Source organism: Variovorax sp. Varisp53, from assembly GCF_059491555.1.
On sequence record NZ_CP168512.1, the window covers coordinates 5,428,785 to 5,445,158 of the forward strand.

The 16,374-nt window shown below is 69.3% G+C and carries 11 protein-coding genes; 3 read left to right on the forward strand and 8 right to left on the reverse strand.

What is annotated here, in order from left to right; translation table 11 throughout:
* Positions 1-88: 88 nt before the first annotated feature.
* From ACEOAB_RS25515 to ACEOAB_RS25535, 5 genes are all read right to left on the reverse strand, one after another.
* Positions 89-1,375: a dihydroorotase gene (locus ACEOAB_RS25515; protein WP_495653176.1), complete on the reverse strand. Its 1,287-nt coding sequence runs from the start codon at positions 1,373-1,375 to the stop codon at positions 89-91.
* A gap of 139 nt (positions 1,376-1,514) precedes the next feature.
* Complete coding sequence (locus ACEOAB_RS25520; RefSeq protein WP_056595398.1) at positions 1,515-2,477, reverse strand: aspartate carbamoyltransferase catalytic subunit; 963 nt, start codon at positions 2,475-2,477, stop codon at positions 1,515-1,517.
* On the reverse strand, positions 2,477-2,977 hold the full coding sequence (gene pyrR / locus ACEOAB_RS25525) for a bifunctional pyr operon transcriptional regulator/uracil phosphoribosyltransferase PyrR (RefSeq protein WP_413751244.1): 501 nt from the start codon (positions 2,975-2,977) through the stop codon (positions 2,477-2,479). Before pyrR ends, ACEOAB_RS25520 begins: the two co-directional genes overlap by 1 nt.
* Positions 2,978-3,116: 139 nt before the next feature.
* Complete coding sequence (ruvX, locus tag ACEOAB_RS25530) at positions 3,117-3,551, reverse strand: Holliday junction resolvase RuvX (RefSeq protein ID WP_495653177.1); 435 nt, start codon at positions 3,549-3,551, stop codon at positions 3,117-3,119.
* 118 nt (positions 3,552-3,669) lie between these two features.
* Complete coding sequence (locus ACEOAB_RS25535) at positions 3,670-4,269, reverse strand: YqgE/AlgH family protein (RefSeq protein ID WP_413750595.1); 600 nt, start codon at positions 4,267-4,269, stop codon at positions 3,670-3,672.
* Here ACEOAB_RS25535 and ACEOAB_RS25540 point away from each other — a divergent pair, their 5' ends adjacent.
* Positions 4,270-5,817 (forward strand): cryptochrome/photolyase family protein, encoded by a 1,548-nt coding sequence (locus ACEOAB_RS25540; RefSeq protein ID WP_413750596.1) that lies wholly within the window; start codon positions 4,270-4,272, stop codon positions 5,815-5,817.
* Here the strand turns inward: ACEOAB_RS25540 and ACEOAB_RS25545 are convergent.
* Together ACEOAB_RS25545 and ACEOAB_RS25550 are read right to left on the reverse strand one after the other, a co-directional pair.
* A complete protein-coding gene (locus ACEOAB_RS25545; protein ID WP_413750597.1) occupies positions 5,768-6,166 on the reverse strand; it encodes a hypothetical protein in 399 nt (132 codons plus the stop codon). The two genes, ACEOAB_RS25540 and ACEOAB_RS25545, sit on opposite strands and share 50 nt — an antisense overlap.
* On the reverse strand, positions 6,163-7,794 hold the full coding sequence (locus tag ACEOAB_RS25550; protein ID WP_413750598.1) for a hypothetical protein: 1,632 nt from the start codon (positions 7,792-7,794) through the stop codon (positions 6,163-6,165). The genes ACEOAB_RS25545 and ACEOAB_RS25550 overlap by 4 nt, the downstream gene beginning before the upstream one ends.
* A gap of 233 nt (positions 7,795-8,027) precedes the next feature.
* On the opposite strand from ACEOAB_RS25550, the gene ACEOAB_RS25555 reads away from it, so the two are divergent.
* A complete protein-coding gene (locus ACEOAB_RS25555; protein WP_495653178.1) occupies positions 8,028-9,143 on the forward strand; it encodes a helix-turn-helix transcriptional regulator in 1,116 nt (371 codons plus the stop codon).
* Positions 9,140-10,222 (forward strand): helix-turn-helix transcriptional regulator, encoded by a 1,083-nt coding sequence (locus tag ACEOAB_RS25560; RefSeq protein ID WP_413750600.1) that lies wholly within the window; start codon positions 9,140-9,142, stop codon positions 10,220-10,222. Before ACEOAB_RS25555 ends, ACEOAB_RS25560 begins: the two co-directional genes overlap by 4 nt.
* A 29-nt stretch (positions 10,223-10,251) precedes the next feature.
* Here ACEOAB_RS25560 and ACEOAB_RS25565 read toward each other — a convergent pair whose 3' ends face one another.
* Positions 10,252-16,359 (reverse strand): hybrid sensor histidine kinase/response regulator, encoded by a 6,108-nt coding sequence (locus tag ACEOAB_RS25565; protein ID WP_495653179.1) that lies wholly within the window; start codon positions 16,357-16,359, stop codon positions 10,252-10,254.
* Between the last annotated feature and the right edge of the window lie 15 nt (positions 16,360-16,374).

The window sequence follows — 16,374 nt, forward strand, 5'->3', positions numbered from 1 at the left end:
CGGCTCTGCCGGGCCGCTGGTGTTGCCCCCTGCAAGGGGGTTGGCGTAGCGACACGAAGTGCGCGAAGACTGGGGGTGAGCTTCATTTCTAGCCGTGGACGACGCGGCCTGCCACCAGCGTGTGGCGCGCACGGCCCTGCATGGGGTAGCTGGCGAACGGCGTGTGCTTGCCTTGGCTCTTGAGCGCGTCGGGCTGCACCTGCCATTCGAGCGCCGGGTCGAACACGCACAGGTCGGCCACGCCGCCTTCGACGAGGCGGCCGATGCCGGTGCCCGCGTCGGCGGCGGCCAGCAGGCGCGCCGGCGCCGAGGTGATGACCTCGATGGCGCGCGCCGTGCCCGCGCCACTGCGCTCGCCCCACTGCAACGCGAGCGGCAGCAGCAGTTCGAGGCCCGTCGCGCCCGGTTCGCTCTCGGCGAAGGGCAGCGTCTTGGCGTCGGCCTCGACCGGCGTGTGGTCGGACACCAGCGCGTCGATGGTGCCGTCGGCCAGCGCAGCAGAGAGCGCATCGCGGTCGCCTTGCTGGCGCAGCGGCGGATTCAGGCGCGCGCGGCTGTCGAAGTAGCCGATGTCGGTGTCGGCCAGGTGCAACGAGTTGATGCTGACATCGCAGGTGAGCGGCAGGCCCTGCGCCTTGGCTTCGCGCACCAGCGCCACGCCGCGCGCGCTGGAGATGCGGCACAGGTGCACGCGCGCGCCGGTGGCCTTCATGAGCTCGACGATGGTGAAGATGGCGATGGTCTCGGCCGACACGGGCACGCCCGCAAGGCCCAGCCGCGTGGCCAACGGGCCGCTGGCCGCGACGCCCTTGCCGAGGTCGCGGTCCTGCGGGCGCAGCCACACGGTGTAGCCGAAGGTGCTGGCGTACGACAGCGCGCGCTGCAGCACCTGCGTGTCGGCCAACGGTACGTCGGCCTGGCTGAAGCCGATGCAGCCGGCTTCGGTGAGTTCGGCCATCTCGGTCAGCACGCCGCCGGCCAGGCCGCGCGTGAGCGCACCGAGCGGGAACAGGCGCGCGCGCTGCAGCTTCTCGGCGCGGAACTTGAGCATCTCGACCAGGCCGGGCTCGTCGAGCACCGGGTCGGTGTCGGGCGGGCACACGAGGCTGGTAACGCCGCCGGCGATGGCCGCGGCCATTTCGCTTTCGAGCATGCCCTCGTGTTCGTAGCCGGGCTCGCGCAGGCGCGCGGCGAGGTCGACGAGGCCGGGGGCGACGATGCAGCCCGTGGCGTCGATGGTGCGCTCGGCCTTGAAGCCGGCCGGAATGCTGCTGCCGATGCCGGCGATCTTGCCGTCGGCGATGGCGATGTCAGCCTTCTTGTCGGTGCCCGATGCGGGGTCGACGACGCGGCCGTTGGTGATGTGGATGTTCATGCGTCTGTACTTCCGGTGACAGTCATGGCCTTTTCGGGAAACACCGTGGAACCGGCTTCGCCGGGCCACCGGTGTTGCCCCCGGTAGGGGGTTGGCGAAGCGACACGAAGTGCGCGAAGACTGGGGACGAGCAACATGTCTATGCTTCGTTACCTGCAACGATGCTCATGACGGCCATTCGGACCGCGATGCCGAAGGTGACCTGCGGCAGAATCACGCTCTGCTTGCCGTCGACCACGGCGGAGTCGATCTCCACGCCGCGGTTGATGGGACCCGGGTGCATCACGATGGCGTCGGGCTTGGCCAGCTGCAGCTTTTCCTGCGTGAGGCCGAAGGTCTTGAAGAACTCCTGCGACGAGGGCAGCAGCGCGCCGCTCATGCGCTCGTTCTGCAGGCGCAGCATGATGACGACGTCGCAGTCCTTGATGCCTTCCTCGAGCGTGTGGCACACGCGCACGCCCATGCCGGCCATGTCGCCGGGCACCAGCGTCTTGGGGCCGACCACGCGCACTTCGGCGCAGCCGAGCGTGGTGAGCGCATGGATGTCGGAGCGCGCCACGCGCGAGTGCAGCACGTCGCCGACGATCGCGACCGTGAGGTTCGCGAAGTCCTTCTTGTAGTGGCGGATCGTGTACATGTCGAGCAGCCCCTGCGTCGGGTGCGCATGGCGGCCGTCGCCGGCGTTCACCACGTGCACATGCGGCGCGACGTGCTGCGCGATCAGGTACGGCGCGCCCGACTCGCTGTGGCGCACCACGAACAGGTCGGCGGCCATGGCGCTCAGGTTGGCGATGGTGTCGAGCAGCGACTCGCCCTTGGTGGCCGAGGAGCGCGCAATGTCGAGGTTGATGACGTCCGCGGAGAGGCGCTTGGCCGCGATCTCGAAGGTGGTGCGGGTGCGCGTGCTGTTCTCGAAGAACAGGTTGAACACGCTCTTGCCGCGCAGCAGCGGCACCTTCTTCACCTCGCGATCGCTCACGCTGGTGAAGTTGGCGGCCGTGTCGAGGATGTGCGTGACGATGTCCTTGGGCAGGCCCTCGATCGACAGCAGGTGGATCAGCTCGCCGTTCTTGTTGAGCTGGGGGTTTCGCTTGTAGAGCATCAGCGGTTTTCCTCCACCTTGAGGCTGAAGGCGCCATCTTCGGCGCGTGCAAGGGCGAGCAGTTGCGTATTCGGCAGGGTCAGCGTGGTGGCGGCGAAGTCGGCCGCCACCGGCAGCTCGCGCCCGCCGCGATCCACCAGGACCGCGAGCCGCACGCTGGCTGGACGGCCGAAATCGAACAGCTCGTTGAGCACCGCGCGGATGGTGCGACCGGTGTAGAGCACGTCGTCGAGCAGCAGCACGTCGGCGCCGTTCACGTCGAAGGGCAGCGCGGTCTGCGCGCTGGCCGAGAGCCCGCGGCGCGCGAAGTCGTCGCGGTGCATGGCCGACGAGATGATGCCGGGCGCACCGGGCAGGCCCAGGTCCTTCTGCAGCCGCTCGACCAGCCAGGCGCCGCCGGAAGTGACGCCCACCAGCTTCGTTTCGGGGCGCATCAGCGGCTTCACGCCGGCCAGCAGATCGAGATACAACGCCTCGGCGTCAGGAACGACAGGACTCACGATGATTGCTCCACGGCAAGGCAAGGGGAATGGAAAGTTCGGGGAACACCGTGGAACCGGCTTTGCCGGGCCACCGGTGTTGCCCCCGGCGAGGGGGTTGGCGAAGCGACACGAAGTGCGCGAAGCCTGGGGGAGAGCTTCATTCCGGGAGACTCCTCAAGAATTGCTCCAGGATGATGCAGGCGGAGGCGGCATCGGCATCGCGCGCACCGGAGGCCAGCGCCTCGGTGGTGCTGTAGCGCTCGTCGACCTCGAACACCTGCAGATTGAAACGCCCGCGCAGCTGGCGCGCGAACTTCTGCGCGCGGCGGGTGTTCTCGTGCGGGGCGCCGTCGCGGTGGTACGGCACGCCGACCACCAGCGCGTCGGGCTGCCATTCCTTGATGCGCGCCTCGACCTGCGCGAAGCGGGCATCGGCGCCCTCGGCCTTGATGGTGGCCTGCGGGCTGGCGGTGCGCAGCAGCCGATTGCCGCTGGCCACGCCGGTGCGCTTGGCGCCGAAGTCGAAGCCCAGGAAGCTCTGGAAATTGGCGGGGACAACGGCAGGTGCTGGGGGCCGAGCGCTGTCAGACATCGCCGGTCCGCTCACAGGGGGCCGCCGCGCACGGCCGCCCGAAGCGGCCGGCCCGCCCCCGGTAGGGGGTTGGCGAAGCGACACGAAGTGCGCGCAGCCTGGGGGCGAGCCAGGTTCATCATGCGTGACCCGCGTCCGGGGAAAGCTTCCAGGCCTCCAGACCGAGCAGCATCAGCGCCTTGTCGTAGCGCTGCTCGACCGGGGTGTCGAAGATCACGGCCGGGTCGGCGCCCACGGTGAGCCAGCTGTTCTCGGCCAGTTCGGACTCAAGCTGGCCTTCGCCCCAGGCCGAATAGCCCAGCGAGACCAGCACCTTGCGCGGACCGGCGCCGGTGGCCAGGGCCTCCAGCACGTCCTTGGAGGTGGTCATCTCGAGCCCGCCGGGAATGGTCATGGTCGAGGCGTAGACCGATTCCTCGGGCTTCTCGGCCTGCGTGAAGACCGGCTCGTGCAGCACGAAGCCGCGTTCGGTCTGCACCGGGCCGCCCTGGAAGACGGGGGCCTCGCCCAGTTCGGGGCGGGCCAGGTGGAGCTCGATTTTCTCGAACAGCACCTTGAGGTTGATGTCGCTGGGTTTGTTGATCACGAGGCCGAGCGCTCCGCGCTCGCTGTGTTCGCAGAGGTACACGACGCTGCGGTTGAAAGTTTTGTCTTCCATCCCGGGCATCGCTATCAGAAAGTGATGCGTGAGGTTCATCGGGGCAGAATCGGCGGCCATATGCCCCCGATTTTACTGGCCGTCGACAAGACCTATCCCAAAGGGCTCATGTGGTTCCGCCGCGACCTCCGGGTGGACGACAACGCGGCCCTGTATCGGGCGCTGCGGGCCTGCCGCCAGGTGGTCTGCGCCTTCGTGTTCGACAAGGCCATCCTCGACGCCCTGCCCTCGGTCGACCGCCGGGTGGAATTCATCCGGGAATCGCTGGTGGAGCTCGAAGCCGAGCTGCGCGCACTGGGCGGCGGGCTGGTCGTGCGGCATGCCGCGGCGGTGCAGGAGATTCCGGCGCTGGCCCGCGAGCTCGGCGTGCAGGCGGTGTTCGCCAACCGCGACGACGAGCCCGACGCGCTGGAGCGCGACGCCAGGGTGTTCGGGGCGCTGGCCAATGCCGGCGTGGCCTTCCACACCTACAAGGACTCGACCGTCTTCGACAGCGACGAGGTCCTGACCCAGACCGGCCAGCCCTACACGGTGTTCACGCCCTACAAGCGGGCCTGGCTGGCGAAGGTCGATTCGTTCTTCCTCAAGCCGTACCCGGTGCGCAGCCACGCCGACGCGCTGGCGCCCTCGCCTCAGGCCTACGGAGAGCCAGTGCCCGCGCTGCGGGAGATTGGCTTCAAGAAAAGCAACCTCTCGGCGCTGGAGATTCCCACCGGCACGCGCGGCGCGGGCCTGCTGTTCGAGGACTTCTTCGAGCGTATCGACCGCTACGCCGAGGCGCGCAACTTCCCGGCGGTGCGCGGGCCCAGCTACATGGGCGTGCACCTGCGCTTCGGCACGGTGTCGATCCGGCAGCTGGCGAGCCTGGCGCACCAGCTCTCGCTGCAGGGCAATGCCGGGGCGGCGGTCTGGCTGAGCGAGCTGATCTGGCGCGAGTTCTACTTCCAGATCCTGGCGCACTTTCCGCACGTGCACACGGGCGGCGAGTCGAAGAGCTTCCGGCCCGAGTACGACCGGATCCAGTGGCACCACGGCAAGCACGCCGACCAGCTGTTCGACGCCTGGTGCGAGGGCCGCACCGGCTATCCGCTGGTGGACGCCGCCATGTTGCAAATCAACCAGAGCGGTTACATGCACAACCGCCTGCGCATGGTAGTGGCCAGCTTCCTGTGCAAGGACCTGGGGCTGGACTGGCGGCGCGGCGAGGCCTACTTCGCGCTGCACCTGAACGACTTCGAGCTGGCCTCGAACAATGGCGGCTGGCAGTGGGCCAGCTCCAGCGGCTGCGACGCGCAACCCTACTTCCGCATCTTCAACCCGGTGACGCAGAGCGAGCGCTTCGACCCCGACGGCAAGTTCATCCGGCGCTACCTGCCGCAGCTCGCGGGGCTGTCGAATGCGGCGATCCATGCGCCGTGGCTGGCATCGCCGGTGGAGCTGGAGGCGGCGGGCATCACGCTCGGCGAAACCTACCCCAAGCCGGTGGTAGATCACGCCGAGGCGCGCGAGAAGACACTGCAGCGCTACGCGGCGGCGCGCGGCACGGACCAGCCGCCGCTCAGCGGCGCGTCAGCACGATCTCCACGCCGGCGTCGGAACGGCCCTTGAGCGTGGTCGCATCGATGCGCTGGAAGGTGATGACGTTGTCACGGCACCCTGTAAGCGCCTTGCTCGACTGGAAGTGCAGCTCGTAGGCGCCGCTGTCCAGGCGCCGCCACTGCATCGGCGTCGGGATGCCGATGCAGGGGTCGCTAGTGCTCTGCAGGATGGTTCGCCAGATTCCGCCTGTGGCCTGCAACTGCAGGTCCGCATCGAACTGGCGGCCGCTCTTGATCGTGATGCGCCCCTTCCATTCGCCCTCCAGGCCTTCGCCCGCCTGCGCGGCGGCAGGTCCGGTGGCCATTGCGGTCGCCAGCGCGCCGGCGCAGGCCGCGGCACGCCACAAGCTGCGCGTCATGCGGCGCTCCCGATGCCCAGCTGGGGCTTCATCGCCTCCCACGCCACGCCATTGAGGCGGCGGGCGGTGTTGACGTTGTATCGGGCGTCGGACTTGGTTCCGCGCACCACATAGACCGCACCGCCGTACTCGCCGAAGGTGCGCAGCGACCCCACGGCGGTCGGCGGATGGCCGCCGTTGAAGACCAGCACGCGCACACCGCCCTCGGTGCGGACCTCCACCGTGCCAGTCTCGGTGGCGGCGCAGGTGTCGTAGGTGCTGGTGGCCGGATGGAAGTTGCAGGCGTAGTACTGCACCGTGCCGACACCGGTGAACGCCACGCGCAGGATGCGCGTCTGCTGTTGGTCCAGCACCCCCATGCTGGTGGTGCCCGTGCCGGCGGGCAGGCTGACGCCGGCGGCCGGGAAGGCCGCCATCAACGCCTCCAGCGAGGTGAAGCCGGTCTTCTCGTTGGGGTTGGCGAGATTGATCGAAAGGGGTTGCGTCAGGTCCACCCCCCGGCGGTGGCGCAGCTGCGATCCGGCCGGGAAGGTGGCGTCAGGGTTGGCGAAAGCCACCGACGGAACGACGCCGAAGATGCTGTTGCCGTCGGCCGCCTGCATCTCGGCCACCACCTCGGCCATCTTGCGGCCGGAGATGTCGGTGACTGCGGTGTGGCCGAAGGTGCGCGTGGTGCCCGCGCAATAGTCGCTGCGGCTCGGCGTGCCGAGGGTGGTAGTGAACGCCGCGTTCTCGTCGCAGCGCACCCAGCCGTTGGCGCCCAGCTGCATGAGGCCGTAGAGCGTGTCGTGGGTGGTCGGCGCGCCGTTGGTCAAACCTTCGCGCCGGTCGGTGAGCTTCACCTTGCCGGTGGCCGGATCGGGCACCCCGTCGGTCGGATAGGTTCGCGCGATGTAGTGGTCGGCACGCGCGAAATCCAGCCGCGCCAGCTGATCCGAGGCCACCGGCGTGATGGTGGCCGGATCGACCACGCGCAATGTCACCCCACTGTGCAGCGCGTCGGCCGTGATCAGCGCGGCGGTGAAGGCGTTGTCTTCAAAGCGGGCCGGATCGGTCACGGTCACGCCCTGGTAGTCGTACAACTGGGCTGCTTCCGGCAGCCCCAGCTGCTGCAGCACCAGCGCCTCGGCCCGCTCGAGCGACAGGCCCGCCGCCACACCGGCCTGCAGCAGCGAGGTCAGCGGATTGACCTGCGCGCGGTGTCCGGCAGGCGCGCTCATGGTGAAGGCCTTGGAGAAGGTCGGCAGCGAGGGATTGCTGCCGTCCACCTGCGCGAGCAGCGGCGCGGCGGCGAGCTCGGCCGCCTCGGCTTCGTCGGCCGGCGTGTAGCCGATGCTGTAGGCGCCGTCGTCGCCGGTCTTGGCCGCCGCAGGCTCGCTGTCGTCGCAGGTTCCGCTGCGGTTGCGGTCCACGCAGACCAGCGCTCCGGTGACCGGGCCTTGCACCATCACCTTGCCTGATACGGCGACTGGCGATGGCGACGATGGCGACGATGGCGACGATGGCGGGTTGGCGCCGCCGGGGCCGAACGGCGGCAAGCCGCCGCCCCCGCCGCCACAGGCGGACAACGCCAGCAGAAGGCCTGCGCAGGCCGAAGGAACGGCCGCTCTGGTGAATCGAATGGACATGGTCTTTTTCCTCCAGGTTGTGTCGAGTGCCAAGGTCCGACCGAAAAGCGAACCTTTGTTCTCTGCAGTGTGGGAGGACGTTCTGCACGGCGCATCGTGCAAATGCACGATGCACGGCGACCTGCAAAGCCGTAGCAGGTAACCCTCGCGTTGACACCCGGCTGAGGGGGCGCGCATCATGCAAACAAAAGATAACTAAAAGATCACGCTCGTTTCCGCCAGGGGGGAATCGCATGAATCGGAATCTCGCGCTGCAGCGCACGCTCGATGCGATCGCGCATCTGAGTGATCGGGAGCCACCGTGGACCGCTCTGTTGCAGGGCATGCAGCAGCTGATCGGCGGTGACAGCGCCACGCTGATCCTGTTCGATGGCGGCGGTGAGCTGCTGGATTTCCAGCAGCACGACGTCTCTCCGGCCACCGAACGCGCGTACACCGAGCACTACTTCGCCTACGACATCGCGGCATCACTGACCGCTGGCGCAGCGCCCGGAACCTGGTTCGACACGCAGGAGCTGTTCTCCCCCTCCCTGCTGTCGAAGGAAGCCTTCTACGTCGACTTCATGTCCCAGCACCGGATGCGGCAGCTGCTGACCTTCATCATCGAAGACAACTCCCAGCGGCGCTGCGGCTTGACTGTCCAGCGCAACATGCCGGCCGGCCACGCGCGGCGGGCGCTTGAAAGCACCACCGTGCATCGGGCCACCAGTGCGTTGCGGCAGGGGATCGCGCAGCGCGATGCGATGTCGCGCCAGTGGTTCGACACCGCCGAGTCGGCGTTCGATGGTTTCAGCGAAGCCATCTGCCTGGCCACGCCGCTGGGCACGGTGCTGCGCGCCTCGGGCCGAGCCCTGGAGCTCTTTGGCCGGGGGCACTCGCTGCGCCTGCGCGGTGGCCGGCTCTGGCATCCGCGCGCCGAGGTACAGCGCGCCTTGCGCTCGGCGCTTGCGCGAGCGCCACAGGCCCGTCAGCCGGTCCGCCTTTCCATCCCCGATGACAAGGGCGGCCTTTGCCGCCTGGAACTCGTGCCCGCCGTGCCCCAGCTCAGCCTGGGCAAGGAGTCGCTGGTCTTCATCCGCATGCACGACGACGGCATGCATTTGCTGCCAGCCGTCGACAGCCTCTGCAGCGCCTTCGGCATCACCCCCGCCGAGGCACGCGTGTTGAAGGCGCTCATGGCGGGCCAGTCGCCCAAGCAGCATGCCGGCGCACAGGGCGTGTCGGTGCACACCGTGCGCAGCCAGGTCACTTCGCTGATGGCCAAGATGGAGTGCACACGGCAGGTCGACCTCGTGCGCAAGGGCCTTTTCGCGCCATCGCCGTTGCTGGATACCGGGAGGACCGAGTGAGCCGGGACGTCGCGCTGCGCCGCGCGCTCGATGCGATCGCGCACCTGGACGATCCTCATCCGCCATGGACCGATCTGCTGCAAGGCGTGCAGCAGGTGGTAGGCGGCGACAGCGCCACCTTCATCCTGCTGGAGAACGGCAACGAACTGCTGAGCTTTCAGCAGGTCAACGTCTCGGCCGCCGCCCAGCGCGAATATGCGCAGCATTTCTGCGCACACGACATCCTGATTCCTCCGACCCTCGGCGCGCCGCCGGGAAGCTGGTTCGACACGCACGAGCTGTTCTCGTCGACTTTTCTCTCGCGCAATGCCTACTACGCCGACTTCATGTGCCGCCACGACGCGCGCCAGATGCTGGCCTGCATCGTCGACCAGGGTCCCCAGCGCCGCGGCGGCCTGACGGTGCAACGCAACACGGCCGCCTCCGCGCGCCAACTGCTGGACAGCACGCGGATCCGGCGCGTCACCCACGCGCTGTGGCAAGGATTGGTGCGGCGCGACGTGCGGGCCCGGCAGTGGCTCGGAGACGCCGAATCTGCATTCGCTGCCTTCGGCGAAGCGATCTTTCTTGCGACACCCATGGGCACGGTGCTGCGCGCTTCGGCCGGCGCGCAGGAGTTCTTCGGCACGAACCGCTCGCTGCGTCTGCGCGGCCAGCGGCTTTGGCATCCGTCGGCGCAGGCGCAGCAGGTGCTGGCAGCCGGCCTTGCACAGGCCGCGCAATCGCCTCAGTTGATCTGCCTCTCCATTCCCGGTGGACCGGCCGGCCGGGAACATCTGGAGTTGGCACGCGCCGCGCCGCAACTGAGCCTGGGTGAAGAGGTACTGGTGCTGGCACGCATCCGCTTCGGCCGTTCGCAGGAAGCACCCTCCATGAACAGTCTCTGCAGCACCTTTGGCATCACGCCCGCCGAGGCGCGCGTGCTGGCTGCACTCGTGGCGGGCCAATCACCCAAGCAGCATGCCGGCGCACAGGGCGTGTCGGTGCACACCGTGCGCAGCCAGGTCACTTCGCTGATGGCGAAGATGGACTGCACGCGGCAGGTCGACCTCGTGCGCAAGGCGCTGCTCGCGCCCTAGGCTTCGGAAGACCGGCCGCGGGGCGGGACTCAGGCCGCCGCCAATGCGGCGGGCTCGCTCGTGTACGCACGCACCAGGCGCAGCAGTTCCTCTTCCGAGTACGGCTTGCCGAGGTAGTGGTTCACGCCCAGCGTGCGCGCGTATTCGCGGTGCTTCTCGGCGATGCGCGAGGTGATCATGATGATCGGCAGGCCGGTCATCGAATCGTCGGCGCGGATGTTGCGGGCCAGGTCGAAGCCGTCCATGCGCGGCATCTCGATGTCCGACAGCACCACCGCCGGACGCTCCTGCTGCAGCCGTTCGAGCGCCTGCAGGCCATCGGCCGCGAGCGACACGCGATAGCCTTCGCGCTGCAGCAGGCGCTGCGTGACGCGGCGCACGGTGATGGAGTCGTCCACCACCAGCACCAGCGGGACCTGCGGTGCCACCGGGGCCAGCGTCGGCAGCGGCTGCTGCGGCGCGCCGTGTTCGGCCGCGGCACCGTGCGCCGGCGCTGCCAGCGCGGCGGCCTGGCGCTCGCGCGCCTGTTCGCCATGCACCGAGGCCAGCGCCACCGGGTTGTAGATCAGCGCCACCGCACCCGACGCCAGCACCGAGATGCCGGCCAGGCCAGGCAGCCGCGCGAGCTGCGGGCCGAGGTTCTTGACCACGACTTCCTGGTTGCCCAGCACTTCGTCCACGTGCAGGGCCACGCGCTGCGCCGCGCTTCGCACGACCACGATCGTGTTGTTCCTGGCCGCCGCGTGTTCGCTGCGGGTCGAGGCCTGCAGCAGCGCGCCGGCCCAGTAGAACGGCACCTGCTCGCTGCCGAACGGATGGCTGTTGTGCAGGTAGGCCGCCTCGAGGTCGGTGCCGCCCACGCGCTGCACCAGTTCCACCAGGTTCGACGGCACGCCGATCGACACTTCGCCCGCGCGCAGCATCACCACGTGCGTCACGGCGGTGGTCAACGGCAGCACCAGCTTGAAGGTGGTGCCCTGGCCGGGGTTGCTGTGCGTTTCGATGCGGCCGCCGAGCGCCGCGATCTGCGCGCGCACCACGTCCATGCCGATGCCGCGGCCGGCCAGTTCGGAGACCTGCCCTGCCGTCGAGAAGCCGGGCTTGAAGATCAGCTCGGTGGCTTCCTCGGCCGACAGTTCCTTGTCGTGTTCGAGCAGGCCGAGGACGCGGGCGCGCTCTGCGATGCGCTTGTTGTCGAGGCCAGCGCCGTCGTCGCGGAAGCTCACCGAGACGTCGTTGCCTTCGTGGTGCAGGTCGATGACGATCAGGCCGCTGGCGTCCTTGCCGGCCTTCTCGCGCACCGCCGCACTCTCGATGCCGTGCGCCACGCAGTTGCGCAGCAGGTGCTCGAAGGCGGGCGTCATGCGGTCCAGCACGCCGCGGTCCATTTCGATGGAGCCGCCGACGATGTCCAGGCGCACCTGCTTGCCGGTGTCCTTCGAGGCCTGGCGCACCACGCGGTAGAGGCGGTCGGAGATGCCCTCGAACTCCACCATTCGCGTGCGCAGCAGGCCGCGCTGCAGTTCGCGCGTCTGGCGCGCCTGCACGCTGAGGTCGTCTTCCGTGGCCTGCACCGTCTTCTGCAGCGTGCGCTGCACGGTGGCCACGTCGTTAACCGACTCGGCCATCATGCGCGTGAGTTCCTGCACGCGGGTGAAGCGGTCGAACTCGAGCGGGTCGAAGCTCTGCTGCGAATCCTTGGCCTGCGCCAGTCGGGACTGCATCTGGCTTTCGGCCTGCACTTCGATGTCGCGCAGCTGCTGTCGCAGGCGGTCCAGGTTGCCCGTGAGGTCGGACAGCGAGCCGCGCAGCTGGCCCAGCTCGGCCTCCAGGCGCGAACGCGTGATGATGACCTCGCCGGTCTGCGCGACCAGGCGGTCGAGCAGCTGGGTGCGGATGCGCACGGCCTGGCCCGTTGCGGCGCGCAGCGGCGTGAGCAGCGCGGGCGCGGGGCGCGGCTGTAGCGTCGCGGGGACGCCAGGCTGGTCTTCGAGGCTCGCCACGGGAGCGGCGATTTCGTCGTTCGCGGGCACGCCGGCTTCGGCCGCAACCTGCAGCGGCTGGGCGGCAGGCGCGGTGGCGGTGGCTGCGGCCACGATCTGGGCCAGCTCGACCTGCGTGGCGTCGTCGGCCGCACGCAATGCGTCGAAGGTGGCCTGCAGGGTGTCGAGGCGCGCCAGCAGTTTTTCGATGTCGGCGCGTACCGCTCCCTGGGAGCCCAGGATTTCGATCTCGGACTCCATGCGGTGCGCGCGCTCGCCCAGGCGCATGGCGCCGGCCAGCCGTGCGCTGCCCTTGAGCGTGTGCAGCGTGCGCAGCACCGAGGCGCGCGGAGCAGCGTCGTCGGGGTGGTGCGCCCATTGGCGCAGCGCCTCGCCGAGCTGCGGCAGCAGTTCGGCCGCCTCTTCCTCGAAGATCGGGAACAGGTCGACGTCGACCGCGTCGGCCAGGTCGATGGCGTCTTCGGAATCGTCCAGCGCCACGTCGGCGACGGATTCGGCAGCCACCACCTGGTGCAGCGGCCGGGTCTCGGCGCGCATGGCAAGTTCGGTCGGCATCGGCGAATTGGCGATGTCGCGCAGCGCCTGCAGCGTGCCTTCGGCCGGGTCGCGCAGGAAGCCGACGGCGAACTGGTGCAGCAGGCGGCGCAGCTCGTCGGCCGCGGCCACCAGCACCATGCCCTGCTCCCGCGTGCCGCTGCCCAGCATCTGCAGGTGCTGCAGCGCGGCTTCGAGCAGGCGGGCCATGCCCGACAGGCTGTGGAAGCCGACCGTGGCCGAGCTGCCGGCCAGCGAGTGGGCCAGCGCGACGGTCGAGTCGGGCAGGCGTTCGTGAGATTCGAGCGCCCATTCGCCGACGTCGGTGGCGAGCTGGCGCGACCATTCGTCGGCCTCGTTGAGGTAGACGTTGTAGAGCTGGATGCCGATGCGCAGCGGGCCGATGACCTTGACCTGGTCTTCGGCGCTCGCAGCCGCGGCTGCGATGTCTTCCGCGGCTTCTTCCTGCGGTTCGGCGGACACGACAGGCGTGGCCGCTGCAGCGACGGGCTCGGGCGCTTCGTCGGCGACCAGGATCTGGGCTTCGGCAGGCGCCACCGGCGCTTCGAAGATGGGCGCGATCACCTCGGCAACCGCCGGGGCGGGCAGTTCGGGTTCCGGTTCGGCGACCGATTGCAGCTCGGGCTCGACGACCGGTTCTTCCTCGAGCGACGGCAGCGCCGCGGCTTCGATGACTTCCGGCTCGGCGGCAGCCTGCACGGGCAGCGGCGCGGGCTCCCAATCGAGGTCGGGCAGGCCGGCGGTGGTCGGCACGGTGGCCTCGACCGCTTCGACGACTTCGATCACGGGCTCCGCTTCCGCCAGCTTCGGCTCGGCGGCCACGGGCGTCTGCGCGGGCGAGAGGAAATCGAACTCCTCGCCGCTCGGCAGGGCTGTCAGCGCCGCGGGCTCGGTGGTCTGCTTCGACTCGAAGTCGATGAAATCGGTCGACGCGAAATCGTCGTCGGTCTCGGGCGCGGCGGGCGCGGCCGGCGCAGCGGGCTCCTGCCACGCCACGGTTTCGAGCGGCGCTTCGGGCGCCGCAGCGGGTGCGGGCGCAGGTACTTCCGGGGCCAGCGACAGATCGGGCAGATCCGGCAGCTGCAGCGGCGGCAACTCCGCCGCCACCGGCGCCGGAACCTCGAGAAGGGGTGCGGGCGCGGTCACGGGTTCTTCGGCTGCGATGTGGCGCGCGGCGACCGCCAGGGCCTCGGCGTCGGCCATGCGCACCGGCGGGGGCACGGGCTCGCCAGCCAGCAGCGCGTTGGCCACGCGGCTGAACTGCGTGGACTGCCAGCCGTGCGCGGAACCCGAAGCGATGGCTTCGACCCATTGGCCGAATTCCTTCAGCGTGCGCTCGGTGCCCGACAGCAGTTCCGGCGTAGCGGCCCGTTGGTCGGCCAGCCAGGTGTTGAGCACCTGTTCGAGCGACCAGGCGGCATCGCCGAAGTCGGTGAGACCGACCATGCGCGAGCTGCCCTTGAGCGTGTGGAAGGCGCGCCGCAGGATCGTGAGTTCTTCGGTGTCGTCCGGGTAGCTGGCGAGTTCGGCGATGGCGGCCAGGCCGTTCTCCACCACTTCGCGGGCTTCGTCGAGGAAGATGTTCTGCAGGTCGTCTTCTTCGAGCTCGGTGACTTCGGTGTCGGGCAGCGCGCTCGGGCCGGTGATCTTGTTCGTCCAGCTGTCGGCCTTGTTGCTGAATTCCTCGATCGGCGAGACCTTGGCCTTGCGGTTAGGCGTGGCCAGTGCGGCAAGCTTCGAGGCGATCTGGGCGTCGACTTCCTCGATGCTGAGCACGGCTTCGGCGGCCGGAGCCTGGCTCGGGGCGGCGGCCGTGCTGTCGGTGGCCTGGCGGCCCATCAGCGGCTTGAGTTCGCCGGCTTCGGCGTCGAACACGAACAGGCGCTTGGCCAGCGCGGGCTGGTAGCCCAGCATGTCGATCAGGAAGCCGAGCGCGCCGAGGTTGTTGCCCAGCGCGTCGAAGCCGGCCATTTCCTCGGCCGGCGAGGTGCTGACGAGCATCGCCTCGACGTCGTCGCGCATGCGCTGCACGGTGAGCGCGGCCTGGTCGAGGCCGAGCACGGAGAACACGCCGCGCATCTGCAGGAGCTGCGTCGGCACGGTGCGCAGCAGGCCTTTTTCGGCCGGGCGGCGGAAATACTGGTCGAGCGATTTCTCGAGCTCGCTCAGGTGGCTGCGCAGCTCGTCGACCACGGTGCCCATGGTCTGGCGGTCGCTCACGCGGCGGTAGAGGTCTTCCATCCACGGCTCGAGCGGCTCGGAATGGCCGCCCGCGCGCACGCGTTCGATGCGCCCCGCCAGCTGCAGCGTGCGGGCCGTGAGCTGCGGATCGCTCGGGTCGAGGTCTTCGAGCGCGGCTTCCAGGTACAGCACCGAGGTGGCGACTTCCATCGCGAGTTCGGTACCGGGCGCCTGGCCTGTGCGCACGGAGGCTTCGACCGCGTGGGTCAGGGCCAGCACCATCGGCAGGCTCGGCGGATGCAGCTTCTGCAGCGATTCGCCGAGCTGCGCGAAGGTGTCGGCCACCTGGCGCGTGCGGGTGATGTCGCCGCCCGAGAGCGCCGACCACATTTCCTTGGCGGTCTCGATGCGCTTGCGGGCTTGTTGCAGCACCAGCGGATCGAAGCGACCGAACTGCTCGACGGTGTAGTCGACGCGCGGCTCGCTGGCGATGCCCCAGGCATTGCGCACGGTGCGCAGCGTGGCGGCGTCGTCGCTGCCGGTGGGCACGGCCTGGGCGCAGAAGAACAGCAGGTCCTGGCCGAGGCGGTCGGACACGAGGCTGTCGCCGCGCGCGAGCGTGGCGTACTGCAGCAGCACGCGCGAGGCGGCGCGCTTGACGTAGGCGTCGGGCGCGATCAGGCCGGTGGCCAGGGCTTCGAAGAAGCCGGCGGCCAGGGTCCAGAAGCTGGCGACGCGGGGCAGCAGCGCGCCGCGTCCGAGTCCCAGGCACAGCGCATGCAGCCGGCGCGCGGCGTGCACGTCGCCGGTCTTGACCAGCTGCAGCACTTCGCGGTCGAGCCGCGAACGCACGGCCGGGTCGTAGGCCACGGCGGCCTGCGTGAGGGCGGGCTTGATCTCGACCCAGCGCCACGCGGTGCTCCACAGGTCGGCGGGGTGCACGCGCTCGTTGCCGACCAGTTCCAGCACGTCGCGGTACTGGGGAAACAGCGCCACCGACGACACGGGCTTGCCAGCCAGCAAGGCGTTCAGGAAGTCGACGACGGCGAAGCCGGCACGCTCGATCTTGAGCACTGCGGCATCGGTGCAGCGCTGCGGTTCGGCAATGAAGCCCTGCACCGCGAACTCGATGGCGCCAAGCACCAGAGCGGGCGAGGGATGTCCCACCATCTGGAGGGCGCCAACGGCCTGGTGCAGTTGCTGGCGGGCCATCTGCAGCGGGCCGCTCTCGGGCTCGGCCGCAGCAGCGTCCACGTCGCGAACGATGCGCCGCAGCGACTTGCCTACACCGTCAAGGGATTTCTGAATTTCTCCCAGCACCCAGGCCAGCGGCCCGAGGTCTTCGGTGGCCGGCATGTTGCCGGCGGGGGGGGCCGTGGCAGGGGTTTGAATCGACACGTTGGGTGCTCGCCG

Coding starts and splice junctions, on each gene's coding strand:
- ACEOAB_RS25520 (WP_056595398.1), bottom strand. CDS start 2,477: ATGCTCTACAAGCGAAACCCCCAGCTCAACAAGAACGGCGAGCTGATC.
- ACEOAB_RS25555 (WP_495653178.1), top strand. CDS start 8,028: ATGAATCGGAATCTCGCGCTGCAGCGCACGCTCGATGCGATCGCGCAT.
- ACEOAB_RS25550 (WP_413750598.1), bottom strand. CDS start 7,794: ATGTCCATTCGATTCACCAGAGCGGCCGTTCCTTCGGCCTGCGCAGGC.
- ACEOAB_RS25540 (WP_413750596.1), top strand. CDS start 4,270: ATGCCCCCGATTTTACTGGCCGTCGACAAGACCTATCCCAAAGGGCTC.
- ruvX (WP_495653177.1), bottom strand. CDS start 3,551: ATGTCTGACAGCGCTCGGCCCCCAGCACCTGCCGTTGTCCCCGCCAAT.
- ACEOAB_RS25535 (WP_413750595.1), bottom strand. CDS start 4,269: ATGGCCGCCGATTCTGCCCCGATGAACCTCACGCATCACTTTCTGATA.
- ACEOAB_RS25545 (WP_413750597.1), bottom strand. CDS start 6,166: ATGACGCGCAGCTTGTGGCGTGCCGCGGCCTGCGCCGGCGCGCTGGCG.
- ACEOAB_RS25515 (WP_495653176.1), bottom strand. CDS start 1,375: ATGAACATCCACATCACCAACGGCCGCGTCGTCGACCCCGCATCGGGC.